This is a genomic window from Amycolatopsis sp. NPDC000009, from assembly GCF_055563465.1.
The window spans coordinates 958,568-983,183 of record NZ_JBVHDI010000001.1; the positions used below are offsets into that span (position 1 = coordinate 958,568).

Sequence of the window (24,616 nt, forward strand, 5' to 3'; positions counted from 1 at the left end):
GGTCCTGTCTAGTCACAGGGGCGGCACCGGCTGTTTCACGTGGTCGGGTCGCGCGGCGTGTCGTCCGCCTGATCACGCGTGTCGTCCATCCAAGCACGCGTGTCGTCCACCGGATCACCGGAAGAACGTGCCCGAGGCGTCCCTGCACCCTCACGAGGCATCCCGCGTCAGATCCCACACCTCGGGAAGCCGCCGGAAGCCGCCCGATTCGTAGGTCGCGACGGCGGCGACATTGGAACTCGGTGTGTTCACGCCCGCGCTGGACGAGCCGAGTTCCCGGAGCGCGGCCGCCGCGGCGAAGGTGATCGCCTTGCCATGTCCGTGCCCGCGATGGTCCCGATGCACGCCCATCGGTTCCAGCACACCGGGTTTACCCCGTCCGGCCGACCACACGGCGACCGCCGCGACGGCGTCGCCCCGTTCGTCGTACCCGACCAGGTACCGGGAGTCGGCGTACGGCGCACCGGTCGCCATCGTGCGCCACTTGGCGGGGGTGAACGTCGAGCCGTCGAACGCTCCTCGCATCACGTCGGCCCATACGTGGCAGTTGTCCGGTCCGATCGTCTCTATCCGCAGGTCCGGGGCCTGCACCGGTTCGGTGAGGTCGCGGCGCAGCGGGGTCCACGGTTCGCCGGTGCGCCAGCCGTGTGAGGGCAACAGACCCTGGAGCAACGCGTCCATCGGTGCCTCGACGGACACCTCTCCCGCCGGCAGCACACCGCGTTCCGGCGCGATGATGTCTTCGGTCAGCTGTCGCGCCAGGTCTTCGTCCCGGCGGACGTCGGGCGCGGTCGTCAGTCGCAGCAGATCGGCTCCGTCCAGGAGCCCGACGGCGAGAATCCGCCCGCCCCGGCGCCAGATCCGGACCGCCGCGGCCGTCGCCTCCGCCCCCGAGCGCCAGAACCAGCCGAGGTCACCCGGATGCACTTGCCAAGCCATTCCTTCGGATTGCCACTCTCGCAGCGCTTCCACGGCCTCGTTCAGTCCGCCGGGTCCGGGCTTCTCCACGGTGATCACCATTCCGCGATCACACACCACACCGCGATCGGCCGCATCCGGTTTTCGGCGAGGCAAGATGGAGGCGTGAAGTCACTTCAGCGCCGTCTCTGGGAAGCGGTCGAGCCGCTGCACGCCGTCGTCTACTTCGCCCCGGAAACGGCGGCCGCGGCCAAGGCGGTGGGCCTGCCAGGCTGGTGGATGGGCTATTTCGCCGGCCGGGTCGCGCCGCTCGGACCGCTGCCGGAACCGCCCGCGACCGCGATGCTCTTCGGGTTCGCCCCGAGGATGGTCGCGCGATCTCTGCCCGACGCGTGGAAATTCGCCGAACCGGCGGCCGTCCTGAAGAGCCGGATGGACGCCGTCGAGGAAGCCCTGAACCGGATCCTGCCCACCGGCGCGCCTCTTGCGGAACTCGCCGATCTGCTGGAACGAGCCGTCACCGGCTGTGACTACGCGGCCAGACCGCTCGCCGCCGCCTGGTCCTCGGTGACCAGGCCCGCCACGCCTGCCGGCCGGGTCTGGCTCGCGGCGACGGTGTTGCGCGAGCATCGCGGGGACGGTCACGTGCTCTCGGCCGTCGCCGCGGGGCTGCGCGGGCTCGACACCACGCTGACCCACATCGGCAGCGGAGCGGTGACCCGCGAGGTCGTCCAGGTCAACCGCGGCTGGTCCGACGACGAGTGGGACGAGAGCGTCACGCGGTTGTCCGACCGGGGCGTCCTCGATCGTGATCTGACGCTGACCGGTCCGGGAATCGCGCTGCGCCAACGGATCGAGGACGAGACCGACCGGCTCGCCACCGGTCCGCTCGAAGCACTAGGTGAGGACGGGGCCGCCGAGGCCGTGCGGATCGCCGTCCCGCTGAGCCGCCGCATCTTCGACACCGGAGCGATCCCGCTGCCGAACCCGATGGGGGCGCCGCGGCCCTGAGGTCTCGAAACTGTCGGACCCCGGTGGGACGCTCTTCCGCATGGCGACGTGGCAGCAGTTCAGTGAAGAGGCACCCGCGCTGGCGGAGAAGATCAAAGAGCGGTTCACCGCGGCGAAGTCGCATGTACTGGCGACGGTCCGGCGGGACGGCTCACCCAGGGTCAGTGGCAGTGAGGTCGATTTCCGTGAGCGGGACCTGCTGATCGGTTCGATGATCGGCGCGATGAAGGCGAAGGATCTGCAGCGCGACGGCAGGTTCGCGATCCACGCCGCCTCGGCGATCGACGAGGGCGGCGCGGACGCGAAGGTGTCGGGAAAGGCCGTCGAGATCACCGATCCGGCGGAGGTCGCCCGCCTGCAGGGCGACGACGGGGAGGCGCACGTCTTCCGGCTCGACCTCACCGAGGCGGTGCTGACCTGGGTCGAGGGCGACACCATCTATTTCGACTTCTGGAAGGAGGGGCAAGGAAGCAAACGGCTCGCGAGGCCGGACAACGGTCCGGTGGTCGAGGTCGGCTTGGGTTAGATCCGCGAGGCAAGACAAGGCAGGTGGCGTGTCGAGTGACTGGTCCGGTCACGAGCACCGTGTGGAAATAGAGACAGTGAACGTCCCTATTTCCACACACCCCTCACCCTCAGTGAAGTAGTCGCATAGGCTCGGTGCCTAGTGTCGCGTGACCCTGCTCGCCTCGCACCGCTGCTGCCGACGCGGCCACTGGCCGCGTCGGAGAAAAGCCCGGGTACTCCAAGCACAAGCGACTCTTCTCCGTCTTGCCAAGACCACGTGGAACCACCGCGGACGCAAGGCAGTGGATCGCGCGACGCTAGATCCGTTCGATGATCGTGCCGGTGGAAAGCGCGCCGCCGGCGCACATCGTCACCAGCGCGGTGCTCGCGTCGCGGCGTTCCAGTTCGTGCAACGCCGTGGTCAGCAGGCGGGCGCCGGTGCTGCCGACAGGATGCCCGAGCGCGATCGCGCCACCGTTCACGTTGACCTTGTCCTCGTCGGGCCGGTGCACCCGCAGCCACGACAACACGACCGAAGCGAACGCTTCGTTGACTTCGAAGAGGTCGAGGTCGCCGATCGACATCCCCGCCTTGGCCAGGACGCGTTCGGTCGCCTGCACGGGACCGTCGAGGTGATAGTACGGCTCCGCGCCGACCAGCGCCTGCGAGACGATCCGCGCCCGCGGCGTGAGGCCCAGTGCCTTGGCCCGGTCCGAGTCCATCAGCAGGAGCGCGGCCGCGCCGTCGGAGATCTGCGACGAGGTCCCGGCCGTGTGCACGCCGCCTTCGAGGACGGGCTTGAGCTTGGCGAGGCCTTCGACGGTCGTCTCACGGAGTCCTTGGTCGCGGGCCACCAGCCGTGTCTCGCCGGTGGGCGCGCCGTCCTCGCCGAGCACGGGGGCCTTCACCGCGACGACCTCGCGGTCGAAGTGTCCCGCGGCCCACGCGGCGGCGGCCTTGGCCTGGGACTCGGTGCCGAACCGGTCGACGTCCTGGCGGGTGATCCCGCGACGTTCGGCGATCCGCTCGGCCGCGCCGTACTGGTTGGGCATGTCGATCGACCATGATTCCGGCCGGGGCGTGCCGATGCCCTCGCCGCGGTTCGCGCCCAGCGGGACCCGGCTCATCGCCTCGACCCCGCAGGAGACGCCGGCGTCGATCGCTCCGGCCGCGATGAGCCCGGCGATCAGGTGCGTCGCCTGCTGCGCCGAGCCGCACTGGGCGTCGATCGTGGTCGCGCCCGTGGTCTCGGGGAGCCCGGCGTGCAGCCACGCGGTGCGCGTGACGTTGCCCGCCTGCTCGCCTGCCTGGGTCACGGCCCCGCCGATCGCCTGCTCGACCAGCGCGGGATCCAGTCCCGCGCGTTCGAGCAGAGCGCGCTGCGCCGCGCCGAGGATCTCGGCGGCGTGCAGCCCCGCCAGATGACCCCTGCGCTTGCCGATAGGGGTGCGGACCGCCTCGACGATCACCGGACTACCCACGTTCGCCTCCCGGGAAACACTGTTCACTCACTGGAAAAGTAGAACACGTTCTTGATTTGGGCAAGTCGCCGCAGGGCTGGCTCGATTTTGATCACTGGTCGCCGTTCCCTCTCGTTGCCTGGGTCGCATGATCCGTGTCGGTCGAGTTAACGGGTTTCACTGAAACTCTTCACTTGGTAAACACCGTATGCTTCAATCGGGTCTAGAACGTGTTTCATTGGCGAACCGCGTAGGAGGTAGCCCGTGGCCGCTCCCCTGATCCCCGCCGGTTTCGATTTCACCGATCCGGATCTTTACGCCACCAGACTGCCTCTGGAGGAGTTCGCCGAACTCCGCCGTACGGCACCGGTCTGGTGGAACCCCCAGCCCCACAACACCGCGGGCTTCCGCGATGACGGCTACTGGGTGGTCAGCCGGCTCGATGACGTCAAGGCGGTGTCGAGGGACAGCGAGCTGTTCTCCTCCCGGGAGAAGACCGCGATCATCCGGTTCGACGAGAACATGACGGACGACAGTCTCGAAGCCAACCGTCTGGTCCTGCTCAACATGGACGCCCCGCAGCACACCAAGCTGCGGCGGATCGTGTCGAAGGGCTTCACGCCGAGGTCGATCGCGAAGCTCGAGGACACCCTGCGCGACCGCGCGGAGCGGATCGTCAGCGAGGCCAAGAAGAAGGGTTCCGGCGATTTCGTCGTCGACGTCGCGTGCGAACTTCCCTTGCAGGCCATCGCCGAACTGATCGGCATCCCGCAGGAAGACCGGCTCAAGGTCTTCGACTGGTCCAACCAGATGGTCGCCTACGACGATCCCGAGTACGAGGTCGAACCGCTGGCCGCGTCCGCGGAGATCGTCGGCTACGCCTGGAACATGGCCGAAGAACGGCGCAAATGCCCGATGGACGACATCGTCACGAAGCTGGTGCAGGCCGATGTCGACGGCGAGTCGCTGGCGTCGGACGAGTTCGGGTTCTTCGTCATCCTGCTCGCCGTCGCGGGCAACGAGACCACGCGCAACGCGATCACCCACGGGATGAAGGCGTTCCTCGATCACCCCGATCAATGGGAGCTGTACAAGAAGGAGCGGCCGAAGACCGCCCCGGACGAGATCGTCCGCTGGGCCACCCCGGTGGTCGCCTTCCAGCGCACCGCGACCAGGGACACCGAACTCGGCGGGCAGCACATCCGCAAGGGCGACCGGGTCGGGATGTTCTACAGTTCCGCGAACTTCGACCCGGACCACTTCGACGAGCCGGAGAAGTTCGACATCCTCCGCGAGGACAATCCGCACGTCGGCTTCGGCGGCACGGGTTCGCACTACTGCATCGGCGCCAACCTCGCGCGGCTGGAGATCGACCTGATCTTCAACGCCATCGCCGACGTCATGCCGGATATCGCGGAAGTGGCCCCGCCGGACCGGCTCCGGTCGAGCTGGCTCAACGGGATCAAGCACTACCAGGTCCGCTACGCCTGACCTGATCGGCCGGACGCGGCCCCGTGGGGCACCATGGGGCCATGGGTCCCCACGTTCAGGTCGACGTCGAAATGTCCTTCCGGGTCACGAAACCCGGCCCCGCCGCGTTCGTGATCGCGCTCGCCGGCGGGGCCTCCCAGGAGGAGTTCGCCTATCCCGCGCCGCCGCGCCAGGTGGCGTTCGAACACGGGACCAGGGCCCAGGTCGTCGACCTGCCGTCCGGGGAACACGTCGTGCGGTACCGGGCCGAACGCGCGCTCGACCCGGCCGATGCCGAGCCTGTCACCCAGGACGACGTCATCCGCTACACCAGGCCCAGCCGGTACTGCCCCTCGGACCGGATGGGCGGGCTCGCGCTGTCCCGCTTCGGCGGCATGCCCGATACGCGCGCCCAGGTGGAGGCGATCGTCCGGCACGTGGGCGGGCACCTGTCCTATGTGGTCGGTTCCGGTTCGCCGACCGACGACGCCGTCGATACCTACCTCGCCGGGGAGGGGGTGTGCCGTGACTACGCGCACGTCTGCATCTCGCTGTGCCGTGTGCTCGACATCCCCGCCCGGTTCGCCGCGGTCTACGCGCCCGGACTGTCCCCAATGGACTTCCACGCCGTCTTCGAGGCGGCGATCGACGGCCGCTGGTACGTGTTCGACGCCACCGGCCTCGCGCCGAGGCAGAGCCTCTGCCGGATCGCGACCGGACGGGACGCCGCCGACACCGCGTTCCTCTCCACGCTCGGCTGTGAGCTGGACTTTCTCGGCAACACCGTGCTGGCGACCGCGGGCCCGTCACTGCCGGAGGACGACGGCTCGGAGCTGATCGCGCTCGCTTGATCGCGTGTTGACCACGAGCCGTGACCTCGCTGAGGTAGACATTGGCGTGTGAGGGAGAAGCAAGCACCGACGAAATGGCAGCGGCTGCGTGCCCGCTACCGCTGGCTGGACCACGTGGCGCGGGCCGTGAACCGCTACATCGAGTACGGCGGTTACCACTACGTCGCGTCGATCACCTATTTCAGCCTGTTCTCGCTGGTGCCCATCCTCATGGTCGCGGTTTCGGTGGCGGGCTTCGTGCTGGCCAGCCAGCCGCAGCTGATCGAGTCGATGCTGAGCGCGATCACCGGCACCCTGCCCGGCGGCCTCGGCGACAAGGCGGCGGAACTGCTCACCGGGTTCGTCGAGCAGCGCACCAGCGTCGGGATCATCGGTCTGATCATCGGGTTGTACTCCGGCTGGAACTGGATGAACGCGCTTCGCGACGCGCTCACCGCGCTGTGGGGCCAGAACCGGTCGGATCTCCCGCTCCTGCGCACGATCGCCGCGGATCTGCTCGCGCTGCTCGGTCTCGCGAGCGCGCTCCTGGTGTCCTTCGCCATCACCATTTCCGGGTCCGCGCTCGGCCGGTACCTGCTGGGACTGGCCGGGGTGGACGACACCGCCTGGGGGCACAACGTGCTGTCGGCGATCTCGATTCCCTTGGCGTTGCTGGCCAACTGGCTCGTGTTCCTCTGGGTGCTCACCCGGCTGCCGAGGAAACCGGTCGGGGTCCGCAGCGCGATGCGCGGCGCGGTCGCGCTGGCGCTGGGCTTCGAACTCCTGAAGCTGGCCGGTGGGATCTATCTGCGCCTGATCGGGAACTCGCCGACCGGGGTCGCGTTCGGCTCCATCATCGGCCTGATCTTCTTCATCTCGCTGGTCGCCCGGATGCTGGTGTTCGTGACAGCATGGACGGCGACCGCTCGCGACGCCCCGCCGGACCCGGTGCGGCCGCCGCCGCCCGTGGTGGTCCGGCCGGTGGTGGCGGCGCCTGACCGGCACGGGCTCAAGCCGGTGCTGGTGGGCGCGGTGACCGGGGTGGTCGCGACCCTGGCCGCGCAACGCCTCCGGCCGCGCCGCCGCCCCTGACCGAAGGGAGAGCCCGATGTTCGGTGATCGAGCACCGTCGTTCGCCTTGTCCGAGCTCGTGGGTTCGCGGGTGGACGAGGCACGGGCGAAATGCGAGGCCGACGGCTTCCAGGTCGAGGTCGTCGACCTCGAAGGGCACGGAGCGGTGACACTGGACCACCGGCCGAACAGAATCCGCCTGTATGCCAGGCGCGGGAAGGTCGAGGAAGCCAAAGTCGGCTGAAAGATCAGCTCGGTTTGGCCGATCCCACCACCCACATCGAGAAGAACTGCGAACCGCCGCCGTACGCGTGCCCGAGCGCGATCCGCGCGCCGTCGACCTGGTAGTCCCCGGCCCGGCCCATCACCTGCTTGGCCGCTTCGGAGAACCGCAGCATCCCGGACGCCCCGATCGGGTTCGACGACAGCACGCCGCCCGACGGGTTGACCGGTAGCCGCCCGCCGAGCGCGGTCTCGCCGGCTTCGGTGAGCTTCCAGCCCTGACCTTCGTCGGTGAACCCCAGGTTCTCCAGCCACATCGGCTCGAACCACGAGAACGGCACGTAGATCTCGGCGGCGTCCACTTCGGACAGTGGGTCGGTGATCCCGGCGTCCCGCCACAACGCGGCGGCGGCATCCCTGCCCGCTTGGGGGTTCACCTGGTCGCGGCCGGCGAACGTGGTCGGTTCGGTGCGCATCGCGGTCGCGTGGATCCACGCCGCGCCACCGGGAACGGCGTCGCCCGACGCTTCGTCACCGATCACCATCGCGCACGCTCCGTCCGATGACGGGCACGTCTCGTCGTAGCGGATCGGATCCCACAGCATCTGTGACGCCTGCACCGACTCCACCGTGATGTCGGACTGCCGCAGATGCGCGTACGGATTCAACGCGCCGTTGCGGCGGTCCTTGGCCGCGACGATCGCACCGACGTGGTCGGGCGCGCCGGACCGCCGGATGTACGAGCGCACGTGCGGCGCGAAATAGCCGCCCGCCCCGGCGCCCACCGGCATCTGGAACGGTGGCAAGATCGACAGGCCCCACATCGCGTTCGACTCGGACTGCTTCTCGAAGGCCACGGTCAGCACCCGCTTGTGCACGCCGGCCTGCACGAGCGACGCCGCCACGAGCGCGGTCGACCCGCCGACCGAACCGGCGGTGTGCACGCGCAGCAACGGTTTCCCGGTCGCGCCGAGCGCGTCGGCGAGGAACAGTTCGGGCATCATCACGCCCTCGAACAGATCCGGTGCCTTGCCGAGGACGACGGCGTCGATGTCGTCCCACCCGGTCTGCGCGTCGAGCATCGCCCGGTCGATGGCCTCCCGGAGCAGCCCGGGCATGGACACGTCGGTGCGTTTGGCCTTGTGGTGGGTCTGGCCGGTTCCCAGTACGGCCGCGAGGTGCTTCACGAGAGGACCTCCAAGGTCGCGACCAGGTTCTGCTGGAGGACGGGGCCGCTGGTCGCGTGGGCGAGGGTCTTGCGCGCGCTGCCGTCGAGGACGCGGTTCGCCGCCTCGCCGATCCTCGCCAGCCCCGCGGAGAACATCGGATTGCCGGTCAGGACGCCGCCGGAGGGGTTGATCCGCACCTGGTCGCCGAGGCCCAGCGCGTCGCGCAGGATCAGTTCCTGATGCGTGAACGGGGCGTGCAGTTCCGCGACCTCGACGCCGTCCAGGTCGAGCGCCCGCCCGGCGGCCGCCGTCGAAGGCGACTTGGTGAGGTCCCGGACGCCGAGCGCGGGGGAGTCGACGCGGTGCTCGATCCCGGTGATCACCGCCGGGCTGTCGACGAGGTCCGCCGCCCGCTCGGCCGACGCGAGCACGAGCACGGCGGCGCCGTCGGTGATGGGGGCGATGTCGTGGGCTCGCAAGGGATCCGCGAAGTAAGGGGCGTCCAGGAGGTCGGCGACTTCGACCGTTCCGGAAAGCTGTGCGGCGGGATTCCCGGCGGCGTCCGCGCGGCTGCGCGCGGCGACCTCGGCGAGATCCTTTTCCGACCAGAGCCCGGATTCCAGCCCCAGCCGCGCCTGGATCCCGGCGACGCTCACCGAGTCCGGCCACAGCGGCGCGACGACGTACGGGTCCATTTGCAAGGCCAGCACCCGTCGTAGCTGTCCGGCGGACGACTTGCCGAAGCCGTAGACGAGCGCCGTGTCGACCTCGCCCATCCGGATCTTCAGCCAGGCCTCGTACAACGCCCAGGCGGCGTCCATCTCGACATGCGACTCGTGGATCGGCGGGAAGGCACCGATGGCGTCGACGGCGGCGATGAACGAGAACGCGCGACCGGCGAGGTAGTCCGAAGAACCCGAGCACCAGAATCCGATGTCCTCTTTGGACAGACCGGTTCGCTCGAAGACCTCGGCGAAGATCGGCACCAGCATTTCCACGCCGTTGGTGGTGCCCGGGGTACTGCGGACGTTGGGGGCCTGCGCGAAGCCCACGACTGCTACATCTGGCACGGTGGTCCTCACAGATGGTGGGCGAAGGATTCGTACGGTGCGTCGGGCTCGCCGGTCGGCTCGAAATGGCCGATGTTCTCCAGCGAAGTCCACCATTCGTCCCGTGGCTTCCACGCGGCCCGGACCCGCATGCCCATCCGGACGTCGGCGGCGTCGCAGCCGAGGACCAGGTGCAGGAACGCGATGTCCGCGCCGTCGAGCAGGATGTACGCGGCCACGTAGGGCGGTTTGATCTTCTGGCCGAGGAACGGCACGTTCACGATGCAGAACGTCGTGACGATGCCGGTGTCGGGCAGTTCGACCTCGTCGGTGGTCGGGACGCCGTCGGTCGGGCAGGCACCGCGCGGCGGGATGTAGACCTTCTCGCAGGACGGGCAGCGCTGGCCGATCAGCTTTCCCTCGGCGAGCCCGCGCAGGTACCGGCTTTCCTCCGGCGACGCGGAATGCTGGTAGCGCAGGTGGATCGGCGTGATCACGACGCTGACCGGCGCGCCCTCTTCGCGTTTCGCGACCGGGGGAGGCGCCTCGGTGGCTTCGGTGTCGGGCCCGTCGGCGGGGACGAAGTAGGCGATGTCGCGGATGTGGCCGACGGTCTCGTCCGCCCAGCGGATCCGGACCCGTTGTCCGGTGTGGACGCTCGCGGGGGAGCCGGCGTCGACCGCGTGCAGGATCGGGGTGTCGGCGCCGTCGAGCCGGATCAGCGCCCACGCGAACGGCCGCGACAACGGCTGGCCGTCGACGGGCTCGGCGATCCAGGACCACGAGACGATCTCGCCCTCGGACGCCACCGGCACGAATTCGGACAGCGCCTCGGCGGTCACGGGATCGTATTCCAGCGGTGGCACGTGGACACGGCCGTCGCTGCCCCGGACGCCTTCGACGCGGCGCTCGCGCAGGGCGTCGACGAACCGGCCGAGCACCGGGCCGACCGAACGCGTGTAGTCGAAGCCCACGTTGAGCGGGGCCGACAGCGGGAGTTCAGGTGCGCTCACATTCTGAGTGAAACACGTTCTCGATTTTCGAGCAAGACTGCTCATCTGGGCCTTGCTGACGGTTGCTCTTGAGTGGAACGCGTTCTAGATTTGCGGGTATGCCGACTGCTACCGGGACACTTGGGGTCTGGAACATCGCCGCACAGGAGCCGGAGCGGGTCGCACTCGTCGACCCGGACGGCCGCTCCATCGGATACGGAGAGCTCGCCGCGAAAGCGAACGCGTACGCGCGTGGGCTGCAAGCACTGGGGCTCGAGGCGGGAGACGTGGTCGTCGTCCTGCAGCCCAACGGTGACGAACTCGTCGCGGCCTATTTCGCCGCCATCCAGTCCGGTCTGTACATCGTGGTGGTCAACTGGCATCTGGTCGGGCCGGAGGTCGCCTACATCCTGTCCGACAGCGGCGCCAAGGCCTTCCTCGCGCACGAACGCTTCGCCGACGTCGCGATCGCGGCCGCGGACGAGGCCGGGATCCCGGAACGCGGCCGGTTCGCCGTCGGCGACGTCGAGGGCTTCCGCCGGATCGAAGAGCTCGGCTCCGGTGAGGGCGACGGGCGTCCGGAGCGGCGCACGGCGGGTTCGCCGATGCTCTACACGTCCGGCACCACGGGGCGGCCCAAGGGGGTCCGGCGGCCGCTGACCGGCGCCGACCCCGACTCCGTTCCCGGCGCGTCGACGTGGTTCTTCGGCATCTTCGGGCTCGCGCCGCACGACGACCACGTGCACCTGTGCGGGTCGCCGCTCTATCACACGGCGGTGCTGAACTTCGTCGCGATCTCCCTGCAGCTGGGGCATACCGCGGTGCTGATGGACCGCTGGGACGCGGAGGACATGCTGCGGCTGATCGAGCGGCACCGCGTCACGCACAGCCACATGGTCCCGACGCAGTTCCGCCGTCTGCTCGCGCTGCCGGACGACGTCCGCGCGGCCTACGACCTGAGTTCGCTGCGCGTGATGATCCACGGCGCCGCGCCGTGTCCGCTGGAGGTCAAACGCCGGATGCTCGACTGGTGGGGGCCGGTCGTCACCGAGTACTACGCGGCCACCGAGGGCGGCGGGACGGCGATCTCGGGGGAGGAGTGGCTGAAGAAACCGGGTTCGGTCGGGCTGCCGTGGCCGGGTTCGACGATCAAGATCCTCGACGACGAGGGCACGGAACTGCCCGCCGGCGAGACCGGCACGGTGTACATGAAGATGGGCGACTCGAAGTTCGAGTACCACAAGGACCGGGCGAAGACGGACAAGGCGCGGGTCGGGGACCTGTTCACCCTCGGCGACGTCGGGCATCTCGACGAGGATGGATACCTCTTCCTGCACGACCGCAAGGCGGATCTGATCATCTCGGGCGGGGTCAACATCTACCCGGCGGAGATCGAGGGTGAGCTGGTGATGCACCCGAAGATCGCCGACGTCGCGGTGTTCGGCGTCCCGCACGAGGACTGGGGCGAGGCGATCAAGGCCGTCGTCGAGCCCGCGGACGGCGTCGAGCCCTCCGAGGAGCTGACCGCGGAGATCCTGGAGTACGCGGCGTCGCGGCTGGCGAAGTTCAAACTCCCGCGTTCCGTCGACTACTTGCCCGAACTCCCGCGCGACCCGAACGGGAAGCTCTACAAGCGCAAGCTCCGCGACCCCTACTGGGAGGGTCACCGCGTCCCCTGACGCATTTCGTCCTCTGGATGCGGTAGTTCACTCCACGAACTACCGCATCCAGAGGACTAAATGCGGGGGTCAGCGGCCCCGGAAGACGGGCTTGCGCTTCTCGGCGAAGGCGCGGGGGCCTTCCTTCGCGTCTTCGCTCGCGAAGACCCCGATGCCGTACTGGGCGTCGAGCTTGAACGCCTCTTCCTCGTGCATGCCCTCGGTGTCCCGCATGGTCTTGAGGATGGCGCGGACCGCCAGCGGACCGTTCGCCGCGATCAGGCCGGCCAGCTCCATGGCCTTGTCCAGGGCCTTCCCGTCCGGGACGACGTGGCCGATCAGACCGATCTCCAGCGCCTCGCTCGCCTTGATATGCCGTCCGGTCAGCAGCAGGTCGGCGGCGACGGTGTACGGGATCTGGCGGGGGAGCCGCACGGCCGAACCGCCCATGGGGAACAGGCTCCACCGGGCCTCGGACACGCCGAACTTCGCGCTCTCACCCGCGACGCGGATGTCCGTACCTTGCAGGATCTCCGTGCCGCCGGCGATCGCGGCGCCTTCGACGGCGGCGATCAGCGGCTTCGTGAGCCGGCGGCCCTTGAGCAGGCCCTCGATCCGGCTGGGATCGAACGTGCCCTTCTCGAACGAGTCCGACGGCGAGTTCTTCGACATCGACTTCAGATCCGCGCCCGCGCAGAACGCGCCGCCCGCGCCGGTGAGCACGCAGCACCGGATGTCGTCGTCCTCGTCGACCCGGTTCCACGCCTCGACCATGATCCCGAGCATCTCGCCGCTGAGCGCGTTGCGGGCCTCCGGCCGGTTCATCGTGACCACGAGGGTGTGTTCGATCTTTTCCACCAGCGCGTGCGGTTCGCCCACCAAAACCTCCCAAGGACCGGCCATTGCCCAGAACGATAACATGTTCTACTTTGAGGAAGTGGCACTCAACATCGCGGATCTACTCGAGCACGCCGTCGACGCCGTGCCGGAGCGCATCGCGGTCGTCTGCGGCGATCGGCGGGTCACCTTCGCCGAACTGGAAGAGCGCGCCAACCGGCTGGCGCACCATCTCGCCGCACACGGCGTGGGACCCGGATCCCACATCGGTGTCTATTCCCGGAACTCGATCGAGGCCCTGGAATCGATGATCGCCGCGTACAAGCTGCGCGCGATCGCGGTCAACGTCAACTACCGCTACGTCCACGGCGAACTGCGGTACCTGTTCGACAACGCCGACCTCGTGGCGCTCGTCCACGAGCGCCAGTATTCGGACAAGGTGGCAGCCGTCCTGCCGGAAACCCCGAAACTGAAACACGTTGTCGTTGTCGAAGACGGAAGCGACGGCGACTACTCGTCCTACGGTGGTGTGGACTACGAAGCCGCGCTGGCCGAAGGCTCCCCCGAACGGGATTTCGCCGAGCGCAGCGCCGACGACATCTACATCCTCTACACCGGCGGCACCACCGGGTATCCCAAGGGCGTCCTGTGGCGCCACGAAGACATCTGGCGGGCGCTCGGTGGCGGCATCAACTTCGTCACCGGCGAGTACGTCCCGGACGAATGGACGCTCGCCGAACAGGGCAAGTCGGGCAGCCTGGTCCGGCTCCCGGCCGCGCCGCTGATCCACGGCGCCGCGCAGTGGGCCGCGTTCGGCGCGCTGTTCACCGGCAGCCCGGTCGTGTTCGTCCCGCGGTTCGACGCGCACGAAGTCTGGAAAGCCGTGCAGGACAACAAGGTCCAGGTGCTCACCATCGTCGGCGACGCGATGGCGCGGCCGCTGATCGACGCGTATCGCGAGGGCGACTACGACGCTTCGTCGATCGTGGCGGTGTCGAGTCACGCCGCCCTGTTCTCCCAATCGGTGAAGCAGGAATTCCTGTCCCTGCTCCCGCACGTGGTGATCACCGACGCGATCGGGTCGTCCGAAAGCGGGTTCACCGGTATCGGCATGGTCAGCAAGGACAGCGATCACTCCGCCGGTCCCCGGGTCAACTTCGGCAAGGACGCGATCCTGGTGGACGACGACGGCGCGCTCGTCGAGCCGAAACCGGGCGCGATCGGCCTGATCGCCCGGCGCGGGCACGTCCCGCTCGGGTACTACAAGGATCCCGCGAAGACCGAGAAGATCTTCGTCGAGGTCGACGGCAAGCGGTACGTCGTCCCGGGTGATTACGCGCGTTACGAGGAAGACCTCACGGTGACCCTGCTCGGCCGGGGGTCGCAATGCGTGAACACCGGCGGCGAGAAGGTGTACCCGGAGGAGGTCGAGGGCGCGCTCAAATCGCATCCGGACGTCTTCGACGCGCTCGTCATCGGCATCCCCGACGACCGGCTCGGCCAGCGGGTGGCCGCGGTGATCCAGCCGCGCGCCGGCAAGGAGCTCGATTTCGCCGCCCTCGAAGCACACGTGCGGACCGAGATCGCCGGATACAAGGTGCCGCGCAGTCTCTGGCTCGCCGAGGAGATCGGGCGGTCGCCCAGCGGGAAACCGGACTACCCGTGGGCGCAGCGCTACGCCGCCGAGCACGAGCCCATCAGCATTCAACCGGCGTAGCACCCGTCGGCGGCGGAGCTGAAGAATTCAGGAAAGGCGACCAGACGCGTGAACCCACCCGGCCGAAGCCACCGCTATCGCGGTGGCAGGACGCCCTCTCCGCAGCGGTGAGGCTGATGGCGATCGGCGTCCTGCCGACGTCGATCGCGGACGCGGGTTCACCAACCGGCATCGAAGGAGTTTCATGCGGACGTCTCTGTGCGACCGGCTCGGGATCGATCTGCCGATCGTCGGGTTCACCCCGTCCGAGCACGTCGCCGCGGCGATCAGCCGGGCGGGTGGTCTCGGCGTGCTGGGCTGCGTGCGGTTCAACGACGCCGCCGAGCTCGACGCCGTCCTGTCCTGGATGGACGAGAACACCGGCGGGAAGCCCTACGGCGTCGACATCGTGATGCCGGCCAAGATTCCGGCCGAAGGGACGTCGATCGACCTCGCGAAGCACATCCCACAGGAGCATCGCGACTTCGTGGAGCGGACCCTGCGCGACCTCGCGGTGCCGCCGCTGCCGGACGACACCGACGAACGCGCGGGAGTGCTGGGGTGGCTGCATTCGGTCGCCCGGTCCCATGTCGAGGTCGCGCTGAAACACCCCATCCGGTTGATCGCCAACGCGCTGGGGTCACCGCCGGTGGACGTCATCGAGCAGTGTCACGCGAAGGGTGTGCCGGTCGCGGCCTTGGCGGGCAAGGCCGAACACGCCGTGCGGCATGTCGACAACGGCGTCGACATCGTTGTGGCGCAAGGCTACGAGGCGGGCGGGCACACCGGCGAGATCGCGTCGATGGTGCTGCTGCCCGAGGTGGTGGACGCCGTCGGCGACCGCGTCCCGGTGCTCGCCGCCGGCGGGATCGGCTCGGGCAGGCAGGTCGCGGCGGCGCTCGCGCTGGGCGCGTCCGGGGTGTGGATGGGTTCCTTCTGGCTCGCCACCGAGGAATACCTCCAGACCATGGGGGAGTCCGAAGCGATGCAGCGCGCGCTCGTCGCGGCGGGTTCGTCCGACACCGTCCGGACGCGGATCTACACCGGCAAACCGGCGCGGCTGCTCAAGACGCGGTGGACCGAGGCCTGGGCCGCGCCCGACGCGCCCGAACCGCTGCCGATGCCGCTGCAGAACCTGTTGGTCTCCCACGCGCACAACCGGATCCACCACGCGGCGGATCCGAGCGTGGTGTCGATGCCGGTGGGGCAGATCGTCGGGCGGATGGACCGGGTGCGTCCGGTCGCCGACGTGATCGCGGAGCTGGTGTCGGGATACGAAGAGACACTGTCGCGTTTGGACAAGACCCGCTGAAAGACTCGTGAGTGGTAAGGACGGTTAGAACCGTCCTTACCACTCACGAGGCAGGCATGCCGTGCGGGTGGGAACTAGAGGCCGGCGGCCGCGTTCTTGATCGCGGTCGCGAAGGTGCTCACCTCGGTGTAGACGCCGGGAGCGTGCGCCCGCGCGCACCCCTCGCCCCAGCTGGTGATGCCGACCTGGATCCAGCCCCCGGCGCTGTCGCGACGGAACATCGGGCCGCCCGAGTCGCCCTGGCAGGTGTCGACGCCACCGGAGTTGACGTTGCCCGCGCAGATCTCGGCGCTGTCGATCAGGTCGGCGTAGCTGCCGCCCTGAGCCTTGCAGGTCGAGTCGGAGACGAAGGGCACGTTGGCCTTGAGCAGGTAGCGCTGCTGCGCCCCGCCTTCGGTCGCGGCGCCCCAGCCGGCGACGGTGAACGTGCCGCTGTTGTAGGCGGTGCTGGTGGCGATCGGCAGCGTCGGGATGCCGCTGACCGGGCTGGCGAGCTTGATCAGCGCCCAGTCACCGCCGGTGGAGGTGGGGTAGGTCGGCGACCGGTACACGTAGGTCGACTTGACCTTCTTGGCCGCCGTGCTCTGCAGGTCCACGACGCCGAGGGTGGCCGTGATACCCGTGTTGGCCCCGGTCCGCGACACGCAGTGCGCGGCCGTCAGCACGATCTGCGGGGTGTAGAGCGCACCGCCGCAGCCCATGGAAAGCCTTACCATCCAAGGGAATTCACCCTGAGCGGCCCGGGTCCCGCCGACCACGTCGGTGGACGGCGGCTGGGCGGCCGCGGCTTGTGGAGCGGTGGCGAGACCCGCCAGGGTTCCGGCCGCCGCGACGGCGATCAGGGTCTTTTTGAGCAGGCTGAACCGACGCTTGATGTCCAAGGGTTCATTCCTTCCGGCTGTCCACAGTGGAGGCAGGGAGACTGACTGCGGCCAACTGACTACAGCAGGTGGGCATACGCCGGGACAACCAACTTTCTTCGGATCTTTCGGCCGATGGTGGTGATTAACGGACGCCCGCGCCCGTTCGCCGACGAATGGCGTGGCCCGGGGCACCCATCGCCACTACTCCTGGACGGGTGGGCGCCGGAACCGCCGGAAGGCTGATCGCCCGGTCACCCTGCCCGATCCGCCGAACGAGGTGCCCGTTTCGGCCACGAGTGTGAGCGTGGCGTGAACACTTCGTTCGGGTCAGTACAGGCATGGGGAAACGGGCCTAGGATCTGGATCGTGAAAGCGCGTTCGCCAAGACTTCATCCACCCGCCGACGGCCCGGTTCGCGACGGAATTCCCGAACACGGCCGCATTCCCCGCTATTACGCGGTCAAAGTCGATCTACTCGACGTGATCTCGGAATTAGGGCAAGGAGCGGTACTTCCCACCGAAAGAGAACTGTCCGAACGATTCGAGGTTTCCCGCGCGACGGTGCGCCAGGCCGTCGGTGAACTCGTGCTCGAAGGGCGGCTGAGCAGGCGGCAGGGGAGCGGCACGTACGTCGCGGGCCCCAAGCTCGTCCAGCCGCTCGCCTTGGTGAGTTACACCGAAGGACTCAGGAGGCAGGGCATTCAGCCGGGCCGGAATCTGATCTCTTTGGAACGCCGGGAAGCGGGTCCGTCGCTCGCTTCGGAACTGGAAATCGATCCCGAAGACGACGTCATCCACATCGAACGGGTGCTGCTCGCCGACGACGAGCGGGTCGGGCTGGAATCGACCTATCTCACCGCCGCGCGATTCCCGACACTGATGGATGTGTTCGATCCCACACAGTCGCTCTACGCCTGTCTGCGGGAACGGCTCGGGGTCGTCTTCGACGGAGCCGAGGAGCGGGTCGAGACCGTGCTCGCCACGCCCCGCGAGGCCCTGCTGATCGGGACCAATCCGGCGCTGCCGATGCTGCTGATGCACCGGACCTCGTGGGGGCCGGACGGCATCCCGTTCGAGCGCGTCCGGTCGCTGTTCCGCGGCGACCGGCTCTCCTTCGAGACCCGACTGGGCCGCGTGGAGTAGCCGACTGCCGCAGTTAGTCCTCTGAACGCGATATTTGCGGATTCAACGACCGCATCCAGAGGACGAAACGCGGGGTAGTGTAACGCAAAGATAACAGGTCTGGTCCACATTTCGGTGGCACTTCACCTGCGGTTAGGGCGGGGGTCACGGAGCGTTGGTGCGCGCAGGCGAGCGTCTGCGGTGTGCGAATCCTCATCATCGGCGGCGGAGTGCTCGGCACTCAGCACGCCTGGCAGGCCGTCGAACGCGGCCACGACGTCGTCCAGATCGAACGGGAACCCGAGGCCAGGGGCGCGTCGGTGCGCAACTTCGGCCTGGTCTGGGTCGGCGGCCGCGCCAGTGGCCCCGAACTGGAGACGGCCGCCAGGGCGCGAGTGCTGTGGGAGCGCATCGGGGAACGGGTCGAGGGGATCGGCTTCCGGCCGAACGGCTCACTCACCGTCGTCCGCACGGAGGCCGAACTCGCCGTCGCCGCGGCCGCGGCCGCGAGCACGGAGGACCGCGGCTTCAAGCTGCTCGACGCCGCCGAGGCCCGCGAGCTGAACCCGGCCCTGCGCGGCGACTTCCTCGGCGCGCTCTGGTGTGACCGCGACGCCGCCGTCGAACCGCGCGTCGCCCAGCCCGTCCTGCGCGCCGAACTGGCGAAATCCGGCCGCTACACCTGGGTGCCCGGCCGCGAGATCCGCGACCTGACCGAGCGCGGCGTCGTCGACGACACAGGGGAGACCCACGAAGGCGACGTCGTGGTGCTGTGCACCGGCGCCTGGACCGGCGGCCTGGTCAAGGAGCTCGCCGGAGCGACCCCGGTCCGCCGGGTGCGGCTGCAGATGGCCCAGACCGAGCCACTCGGTGAAACCCTCACCACCACGGTCGCCGACGCGGACAGCTTCCGGTACTACCCGGCCTACCGCGGCGAGGCGCTCGACGGGCTCAACGCGGGCCAGCCGCAGGGCGAGATCGCCGCGGCCCACAAGATGCAGTTGCTCATGGTCCAGCGCCTCGACGGCTCGCTGACCATCGGCGACACCCACGAATACGACGAGCCGTTCTCGTTCGACACCACCGAAGACCCGTACGACCATCTGGCCGAGGTCGCCGGCGCGCTGCTCGGACGGCCGCTCCCGCGGATCGCCCGCCGCTGGGCCGGGGTCTACGCCCAGACCACCGACACCACCCGGATCGTGCATCGCGCCCGCGTCGCGGACAACGCGTGGCTCGTCACCGGACCGGGTGGGCGGGGGATGACCTGTTCCCCCGCCATCGCCGAAGACACCGCAGAGGAGCTCTCCTGGTGAACACCGAACTCGTCGTCCTGGACATGGCCGGGACCACCGTCGCCGACGACGGCCTGGTGATCCGCGCCTTCACCGCGGCGATCGCCGCCGCCGGAGTGTCCGAAGAGGACAGCCGTTTCCCCGGAATGCTCGACTACGTGGTCGAAACGATGGGACAGTCCAAGATCGTCGTCTTCCGCGCGCTGCTCGACGGAGACGAGGAACGCGCCCAGCGCGCGAACAACGCCTTCCAGGAGGCATACGAGAAACTCGTCGCCGACGGCCACTGCGAGCCGATCCCCGGTGCCGAGCAGACGATCCAGGAACTGCGCGCCCAAGGGGTGAAGGTCGCGCTCACCACCGGCTTCGCGCCTGCCACGCAGAACGCGATCCTGGACGCGCTGGGCTGGCACGGCCTCGCCGACGCGGTGCTGGCGCCGGGCGAGGGAGTGCGCGGCCGCCCGTTCCCCGACCTCGTCCTCACCGCCGCGCTGCGGCTCGAAATCACCGACGTCCGCCGCATCGCCGTCGCCGGTGACACCGCTTCGGACGTCCTGACCGGGCTGCGGTCCGGTGCCTCGATCGTCGCCGGCGTGCTCACCGGATCCGCGAAGAGGCCGGAGTTCGAAGCCGCCGGCGCCACCCACGTCCTCGAATCCGTCCGCGACCTTCCCGCCCTGCTGTTCCCCAAGGAGCTTTGACGACATGAAGAAACTCGCGGCCACCGCCCTCGCCGGGCTGCTTGCCCTCACCCTGGCCGCCTGCGGCGGAACCGCAGGCGGCGCGTCCGGGGACCAGACCGTCACGCTGTACACAGTGGACGGTCTCGAAGACTGGTACGCCCAGCGCTTCGAGGAATTCAAGGCCAAGACCGGGATCACCGTCCAGGCGGTGACCGCCGGATCGGGTGAAGTCGCCTCCCGGGTGGAGAAGGAGAAGGCCAACACCCAGGCCGACATCCTGGTCACGCTGCCGCCGTTCATCCAGCGGGCCGCGTCGCAGGGGCTGCTCGCCGCCTCGGCGCCCGCCGGGATCGACCAGGTCCCCGCCGGGCAGAAGGACGGCCAGGGCCGCTACTTCGCGATCATGAACAACTACCTCAGCTTCATCCGCAATCCGCAGGTCGCGCCCAAGACCTGGGACGACCTCCTGTCCCCGTCGCTCAAGGGCAAGCTCCAGTACTCGACCCCCGGTGAGGCGGGCGACGGCACCGCGGTCCTGCTGCAACTCCAGCACGTCCTCGGTGACCAGGGCGCGCTCGACTACCTCGCGAGGCTCGAAGCCAACAACGTCGGCCCGTCGTCCTCCACCGGCAAGCTGCAGCCGAAGGTGGCCAAGGCCGAGATCCTGGTGGCCAACGGCGACGTCCAGATGAACCTCGCCGCGATCGAGAAGAGCGGCGGTTTCGAGGTCTTCTTCCCGGCCGACGCGCAAGGCAAGCGCTCCACCTTCGCCCTCCCGTACTACGCGGGCCTGGTGAACAACGCGCCGCACGCCGAGAACGCCAAGAAGTTCCTGGACTTCCTGCTCTCGTCCGAGGTGCAGGGCAAGGTCGTCGACGCCTTCGGTGCCCCGTCGCGGACCGACGTCACGCCGTCCGGCCCGCGGGCGGACAAGGTGAAGGCCGCCCTCGACGGCGTCGAGATCTGGCAGCCGGATTGGGACGCCGTCCTCGCGAAGCTCGACGCCGACCTCGCCGCGTACAAGAAGGCCGTGGGCCGATGACCCCGGCGGTCGAATTCCGCGGGGTCTCCGTCCGCTTCGGCCGGACGACCGCCCTCTCGCCACTGGATCTCACCGTGGCGAGAGGGGAGACGCTGGCGATGCTCGGGCCGTCCGGCTCCGGCAAGTCCACGGCCTTGAAGGCGCTCGCGGGTTTCGTCGTGCCGAGCACCGGCCGGGTCCTGCTCGACGGTGAGGACGTCACCGAGCTGCCGCCGCACCGGCGCGGCCTCGGCGTCGTCGTGCAGAGCTACGCGCTGTTCCCGCACATGCGCGTCGAAGCCAACGTCGCTTTCGGCCTCAAGGCGCGGAAAACGCCTCGCGCCGAGACGGCGAGCAGGGTCGCCGAGGCGCTGGAGCTGGTCGGGATGGGCCAGTACGCCCGCCGCTACCCGCGTGAGCTTTCGGGCGGGCAGCAACAGCGCGTCGCGCTCGCGCGGGCACTGGCGATCCGGCCGCGGGTGCTGCTGCTCGACGAACCACTGTCCGCTTTGGACGCCGCCCTGCGGGAGGACATGGTCGCGGAACTGCTGCGGCTGCGTGCCGAACTCCCCGACACCACGCTGATCTACGTCACCCACGACCAGGGCGAGGCGCTGGCGCTGGCCGACCGGATCGCCGTCATGCGCGACTCGAAGCTGGTCGAACTCGGCCCGAGCCGCGAGCTCTACCAGCGTCCCTCGACGGAGTTCACCGCGAGCTTCCTCGGCGCGTCCAACCTCATCCCGGTCGAGCTGATCCACCCCGACGGGACCAGGGTCCGGCTCGGCGACCGCGAGCTGGCCGCCGACCCGTCGGGGACGTTCCGGGCGGGACAAGCCGTCGCGCTCGGCGTCCGGCCCCACCGGGTCGGGATCACCGCGGTGGACACCCCCGGCGCGCTGCCCGCGGTCCTGCGCGGGGTTCAGTGGCGGGGCACGGGCTTCCGGCTCGATCTGGAACTCGATGGGAACGAGGTCCGCGCCGAAGTGCCGGACATCGCGGGACTGCCGAGTGTGGGGGAGCGGGTCGGAGTGTCCATTCCGGACGGTTGCCCGCTGGTGGGCGTCGGATGACCGGCCTCGCGCTCGCCACCACGGCGGCGGCACCGGCGCGGCGGCGGGAGAAACAGCCCGGACGCGGCTGGTTCCTGCTGCCGCCGGTGCTCGTCCTGCTCGGCTTCTTCGGCTATCCGCTCGTACTGGTCGTTCTCCAGTCCCTGGAATCGAAGACCGGCGAGTTCGGCTTGTCGGTCTGGCTGGACGTCCTGGGCTCGGCGGAATTCCGGGACGCCGCCTGGAAGACCGTCGCGCTCGCGCTCGGCGCCACCGCGGGCTGCGTGGTGCTGGGGACGTTCCTCGCGCTGGTGATCGCGTTCGTGCCGTTCCCCGGCGCGCGGACGCTTTCGCGGCTGGTGGACACCGTGCTCGCGTTCCCGTCGTTCCTCATCGCGCTGGCGTTCACCTTCATCTACGGCAGCGCCGGGATCCTGGGCGCGGGCGGGTTCCTGTACTCGCCGTTCGGGATCCTGCTGGCCGAGATCACCTTCTACACGCCGTTCGTGATGCGGCCGGCGCTCGCCGCGTTCGGGCAGGTCTCGTCGGCGCAGATGGAGGTCGCGGCCAGCCTCGGCGCGAAACCCGGCCGCGTCCTGCGTCGGGTCATCCTGCCGGAAGCCTTGCCGTCACTGGCTTCCGGTGCCTGCCTGACCATGCTGCTGGCGATGAACGAGTTCGGCATCGTGCTGTTCCTCGGCGCCAAGGACGTCACGACGCTGCCGATGCTGGTCTACGGCAAGGGAATCGTCACCTTCGACTTCCCGCAGGCCTGTGTCATCGCGGTGGTCAACGTCGTGTTCTCCCTCGCCCTGTACGGAACCTACCGGCGCCTGACGAAGGGAGGCAGTCGTGCTGCTGTGGACCAGGCGTAGCCGCGTCCTGCTGTGGGCGGTGTTCGCGGTGCTGTTCACCGCGATCGTGCTGGCGCCGCTGCTGATGATCGCGCTGGCGTCGGTCGCCGGGAACTGGACGGGACTGCTGCCGGGCGCGCTCACCGGTTCGCATTTCGCGCAGGCGCTGTCCGGGGAGACGTTCGCGAGTCTCTCGGTGAGCATCCAGACCGGTGTCATCACGTCGCTGGTGTCGGTACTGCTGGGGACGTGGGCCGCGCTCGCCGCGCAGTCCGCGCCGTCCAAGCTGCGGAAAGCCGTCGACACCCTGTTCCACCTGCCGATCGCCGTGCCGTCGGTGGTGCTGGGGCTCGCGCTGCTGGTCGCGTTCAGCCGTCCGCCGCTCGCCTTCAACGGCACGCGCTGGATCGTGCTACTGGGTCACGTGATGATCCTGCTGCCGTTCTCTTACAGCACGGTCTCCGCCGCCATCGCGCGGATGGACCCGCTGCTGGCGCAGGCGGCGGCGAGTCTCGGCGCTTCGCCGGTCCGGGTCCTGCTGCGGGTGCGCCTGCCGGTCCTGCTGCCGTCGATCTCGGCGTCGGCGAGTCTCGCGCTGGCGATGTCGATGGGCGAACTGGGCGCGACGATGATGCTGTACCCACCGGACTGGCGCACGTTGCCCGCGAGCATTTTCGCGCTCACGGACCGGGGACAGGTGTTCCTGGCGTCGGCGAGCACCGTGCTGCTGCTGGCCGTCACCCTCGCCGGGGTGGTGATCCTCGGCCTGGTCCGCGGCCGCGCGGCCCAGCGCTGATGCAACCCTCGGTGCGGTGCATTCCGTCCTGAAACCATGATGAACGCAGCGAAGACGCTGGGCGCGGGGCTCGTGCTCGCCGCGACGGCGGCCTGCGGCGCGGGCGGCCCCGGAGCACCGGCGAACACGAGTACCCCTCCGGTCGTCACCACACCCTCGGATCTGCCCACCTCGCTCCCGGCGAGCCCGCCGGGAGCGAAACCGCCGATGTCGCGGCCGACCGTCGGGCCGCCGCCCTCGGACAAGATGCTGCCGCCGTCCCAGGTCGACGCCAAGGTGCCCGCACAGGTCAGCGCCGAGAACGGCGGCCTGAACGTGCACGTCGAACTGAGCGGCTGCGACGAGGCGACCGCGAACCTGGCCGAGGAGAACGCGCAGCGGGTCGTGGTCAAGCTGAAGATCGACCACGGCGATCCGGGGCAGATGTGCCCGCAGGTCATCCGCTACGCCGTCCTGCCGGTGAAACTGGCCGAGCCGCTCGGGACGCGGACCGTGGTCCTGGAAGCGGGTTGAGATCATGTGCAACCCCCGAGCGGCCTCGTCCCGTCCTAGCCACATGAGGTACTTAACGAATGTCATCGGCCTTGGCCTGATCGTCGTTGCGGTATCCGCTTGCGGGGCGCAGAACCAGGCAGCGGAGCCCGCGGCCGGACCCGGGAGCGGCACCCTGAGTACCGTTCCGCCGTCCTCGACCGCGCCTCCGTCTTCCTCGCCGGCCCCCGCGCCGG

At 69.2% G+C, this 24,616-nt stretch carries 24 protein-coding genes; 17 read left to right on the forward strand and 7 right to left on the reverse strand.

The annotated features are described in order from the left end of the window. Positions 1-150 precede the first annotated feature (150 nt). Entirely contained in the window at positions 151-1,020 is an 870-nt protein-coding gene (locus tag ACZ3HL_RS04820; RefSeq protein WP_465528830.1) for a GNAT family N-acetyltransferase, read from the reverse strand. A gap of 63 nt (positions 1,021-1,083) precedes the next feature. Between ACZ3HL_RS04820 and ACZ3HL_RS04825 the strand changes: the two genes are divergently transcribed. Together ACZ3HL_RS04825 and ACZ3HL_RS04830 are read left to right on the forward strand one after the other, a co-directional pair. Next, positions 1,084-1,929 (forward strand): SCO6745 family protein, encoded by an 846-nt coding sequence (locus ACZ3HL_RS04825; RefSeq protein WP_465528832.1) that lies wholly within the window; start codon positions 1,084-1,086, stop codon positions 1,927-1,929. A gap of 40 nt (positions 1,930-1,969) precedes the next feature. Continuing rightward, positions 1,970-2,455 (forward strand): pyridoxamine 5'-phosphate oxidase family protein, encoded by a 486-nt coding sequence (locus tag ACZ3HL_RS04830; RefSeq protein WP_465412141.1) that lies wholly within the window; start codon positions 1,970-1,972, stop codon positions 2,453-2,455. Between the two features lie 298 nt (positions 2,456-2,753). Here the strand turns inward: ACZ3HL_RS04830 and ACZ3HL_RS04835 are convergent, their stop codons facing one another. Continuing rightward, positions 2,754-3,917, reverse strand: coding sequence for a steroid 3-ketoacyl-CoA thiolase (locus ACZ3HL_RS04835; protein ID WP_465529113.1), 1,164 nt, complete (start codon positions 3,915-3,917; stop codon positions 2,754-2,756). 243 nt (positions 3,918-4,160) lie between these two features. Between ACZ3HL_RS04835 and ACZ3HL_RS04840 the strand changes: the two genes are divergently transcribed. Genes ACZ3HL_RS04840 through ACZ3HL_RS04855 form a run of 4 tightly spaced genes read left to right on the forward strand, consistent with a single transcriptional unit; the run spans position 4,161 to position 7,511 of the window. Further along, positions 4,161-5,387, forward strand: coding sequence for a cytochrome P450 (locus ACZ3HL_RS04840; RefSeq protein ID WP_457956136.1), 1,227 nt, complete (start codon positions 4,161-4,163; stop codon positions 5,385-5,387). A gap of 41 nt (positions 5,388-5,428) precedes the next feature. Then, a complete protein-coding gene (locus ACZ3HL_RS04845) occupies positions 5,429-6,217 on the forward strand; it encodes a transglutaminase-like domain-containing protein (protein WP_465528835.1) in 789 nt (262 codons plus the stop codon). Between the two features lie 48 nt (positions 6,218-6,265). Next, the gene (locus tag ACZ3HL_RS04850; protein WP_465412144.1) at positions 6,266-7,288 is read left to right on the forward strand and encodes a YhjD/YihY/BrkB family envelope integrity protein; all 1,023 of its coding nucleotides are present in this window, start codon (positions 6,266-6,268) and stop codon (positions 7,286-7,288) included. 16 nt (positions 7,289-7,304) lie between these two features. Continuing rightward, complete coding sequence (locus ACZ3HL_RS04855; protein WP_465528837.1) at positions 7,305-7,511, forward strand: hypothetical protein; 207 nt, start codon at positions 7,305-7,307, stop codon at positions 7,509-7,511. Between the two features lie 4 nt (positions 7,512-7,515). Here the strand turns inward: ACZ3HL_RS04855 and ACZ3HL_RS04860 are convergent, their stop codons facing one another. From ACZ3HL_RS04860 to ACZ3HL_RS04870, 3 genes are read right to left on the reverse strand one after another with little or no spacing between them, the layout of a single operon-like run. Then, complete coding sequence (locus ACZ3HL_RS04860) at positions 7,516-8,676, reverse strand: thiolase domain-containing protein (RefSeq protein ID WP_465528839.1); 1,161 nt, start codon at positions 8,674-8,676, stop codon at positions 7,516-7,518. Continuing rightward, on the reverse strand, positions 8,673-9,728 hold the full coding sequence (locus ACZ3HL_RS04865; RefSeq protein ID WP_465412147.1) for a thiolase domain-containing protein: 1,056 nt from the start codon (positions 9,726-9,728) through the stop codon (positions 8,673-8,675). The genes ACZ3HL_RS04860 and ACZ3HL_RS04865 overlap by 4 nt, the downstream gene beginning before the upstream one ends. An 8-nt stretch (positions 9,729-9,736) precedes the next feature. Next, positions 9,737-10,765 (reverse strand): Zn-ribbon domain-containing OB-fold protein, encoded by a 1,029-nt coding sequence (locus ACZ3HL_RS04870; protein ID WP_465528841.1) that lies wholly within the window; start codon positions 10,763-10,765, stop codon positions 9,737-9,739. Positions 10,766-10,818: 53 nt separating this feature from the next. Between ACZ3HL_RS04870 and ACZ3HL_RS04875 the strand changes: the two genes are divergently transcribed. Further along, the gene (locus tag ACZ3HL_RS04875) at positions 10,819-12,378 is read left to right on the forward strand and encodes an acyl-CoA synthetase (RefSeq protein WP_465528843.1); all 1,560 of its coding nucleotides are present in this window, start codon (positions 10,819-10,821) and stop codon (positions 12,376-12,378) included. Between the two features lie 69 nt (positions 12,379-12,447). Here ACZ3HL_RS04875 and ACZ3HL_RS04880 read toward each other — a convergent pair whose 3' ends face one another. Continuing rightward, positions 12,448-13,236 (reverse strand): crotonase/enoyl-CoA hydratase family protein, encoded by a 789-nt coding sequence (locus ACZ3HL_RS04880; protein WP_465528845.1) that lies wholly within the window; start codon positions 13,234-13,236, stop codon positions 12,448-12,450. A gap of 58 nt (positions 13,237-13,294) precedes the next feature. On the opposite strand from ACZ3HL_RS04880, the gene ACZ3HL_RS04885 reads away from it, so the two are divergent. Continuing rightward, complete coding sequence (locus ACZ3HL_RS04885) at positions 13,295-14,911, forward strand: acyl-CoA synthetase (RefSeq protein ID WP_465412151.1); 1,617 nt, start codon at positions 13,295-13,297, stop codon at positions 14,909-14,911. Between the two features lie 184 nt (positions 14,912-15,095). After that, positions 15,096-16,202, forward strand: a complete 1,107-nt coding sequence (locus ACZ3HL_RS04890) for an NAD(P)H-dependent flavin oxidoreductase (RefSeq protein WP_037343648.1) — start codon at positions 15,096-15,098, stop codon at positions 16,200-16,202. A gap of 74 nt (positions 16,203-16,276) precedes the next feature. On the opposite strand, the gene ACZ3HL_RS04895 is transcribed toward ACZ3HL_RS04890, so the two are convergent. Next, complete coding sequence (locus ACZ3HL_RS04895; RefSeq protein WP_465412152.1) at positions 16,277-17,083, reverse strand: S1 family peptidase; 807 nt, start codon at positions 17,081-17,083, stop codon at positions 16,277-16,279. A gap of 348 nt (positions 17,084-17,431) precedes the next feature. On the opposite strand from ACZ3HL_RS04895, the gene ACZ3HL_RS04900 reads away from it, so the two are divergent. The 8 genes from ACZ3HL_RS04900 to ACZ3HL_RS04935 all read left to right on the forward strand — a co-directional run bounded on the left by ACZ3HL_RS04900 (position 17,432) and on the right by ACZ3HL_RS04935 (position 24,401). Continuing rightward, positions 17,432-18,208, forward strand: a complete 777-nt coding sequence (locus ACZ3HL_RS04900; RefSeq protein ID WP_007033614.1) for a GntR family transcriptional regulator — start codon at positions 17,432-17,434, stop codon at positions 18,206-18,208. Positions 18,209-18,390: 182 nt separating this feature from the next. Next, the gene (locus ACZ3HL_RS04905; RefSeq protein WP_465528847.1) at positions 18,391-19,503 is read left to right on the forward strand and encodes a TIGR03364 family FAD-dependent oxidoreductase; all 1,113 of its coding nucleotides are present in this window, start codon (positions 18,391-18,393) and stop codon (positions 19,501-19,503) included. Next, the gene (locus ACZ3HL_RS04910) at positions 19,497-20,183 is read left to right on the forward strand and encodes a phosphonatase-like hydrolase (RefSeq protein ID WP_465529115.1); all 687 of its coding nucleotides are present in this window, start codon (positions 19,497-19,499) and stop codon (positions 20,181-20,183) included. The genes ACZ3HL_RS04905 and ACZ3HL_RS04910 overlap by 7 nt, the downstream gene beginning before the upstream one ends. 4 nt (positions 20,184-20,187) lie before the next feature. Further along, entirely contained in the window at positions 20,188-21,207 is a 1,020-nt protein-coding gene (locus ACZ3HL_RS04915) for a 2-aminoethylphosphonate ABC transporter substrate-binding protein (protein WP_465528849.1), read from the forward strand. Further along, positions 21,204-22,259, forward strand: a complete 1,056-nt coding sequence (locus tag ACZ3HL_RS04920) for an ABC transporter ATP-binding protein (protein ID WP_465412155.1) — start codon at positions 21,204-21,206, stop codon at positions 22,257-22,259. Before ACZ3HL_RS04915 ends, ACZ3HL_RS04920 begins: the two co-directional genes overlap by 4 nt. Continuing rightward, complete coding sequence (locus tag ACZ3HL_RS04925) at positions 22,256-23,113, forward strand: 2-aminoethylphosphonate ABC transporter permease subunit (RefSeq protein WP_465412156.1); 858 nt, start codon at positions 22,256-22,258, stop codon at positions 23,111-23,113. The genes ACZ3HL_RS04920 and ACZ3HL_RS04925 overlap by 4 nt, the downstream gene beginning before the upstream one ends. Continuing rightward, the gene (locus ACZ3HL_RS04930; RefSeq protein ID WP_465412157.1) at positions 23,091-23,888 is read left to right on the forward strand and encodes an ABC transporter permease; all 798 of its coding nucleotides are present in this window, start codon (positions 23,091-23,093) and stop codon (positions 23,886-23,888) included. Before ACZ3HL_RS04925 ends, ACZ3HL_RS04930 begins: the two co-directional genes overlap by 23 nt. A 36-nt stretch (positions 23,889-23,924) precedes the next feature. Further along, positions 23,925-24,401: a hypothetical protein gene (locus tag ACZ3HL_RS04935; protein WP_465528851.1), complete on the forward strand. Its 477-nt coding sequence runs from the start codon at positions 23,925-23,927 to the stop codon at positions 24,399-24,401. Positions 24,402-24,616: the final 215 nt, after the last annotated feature.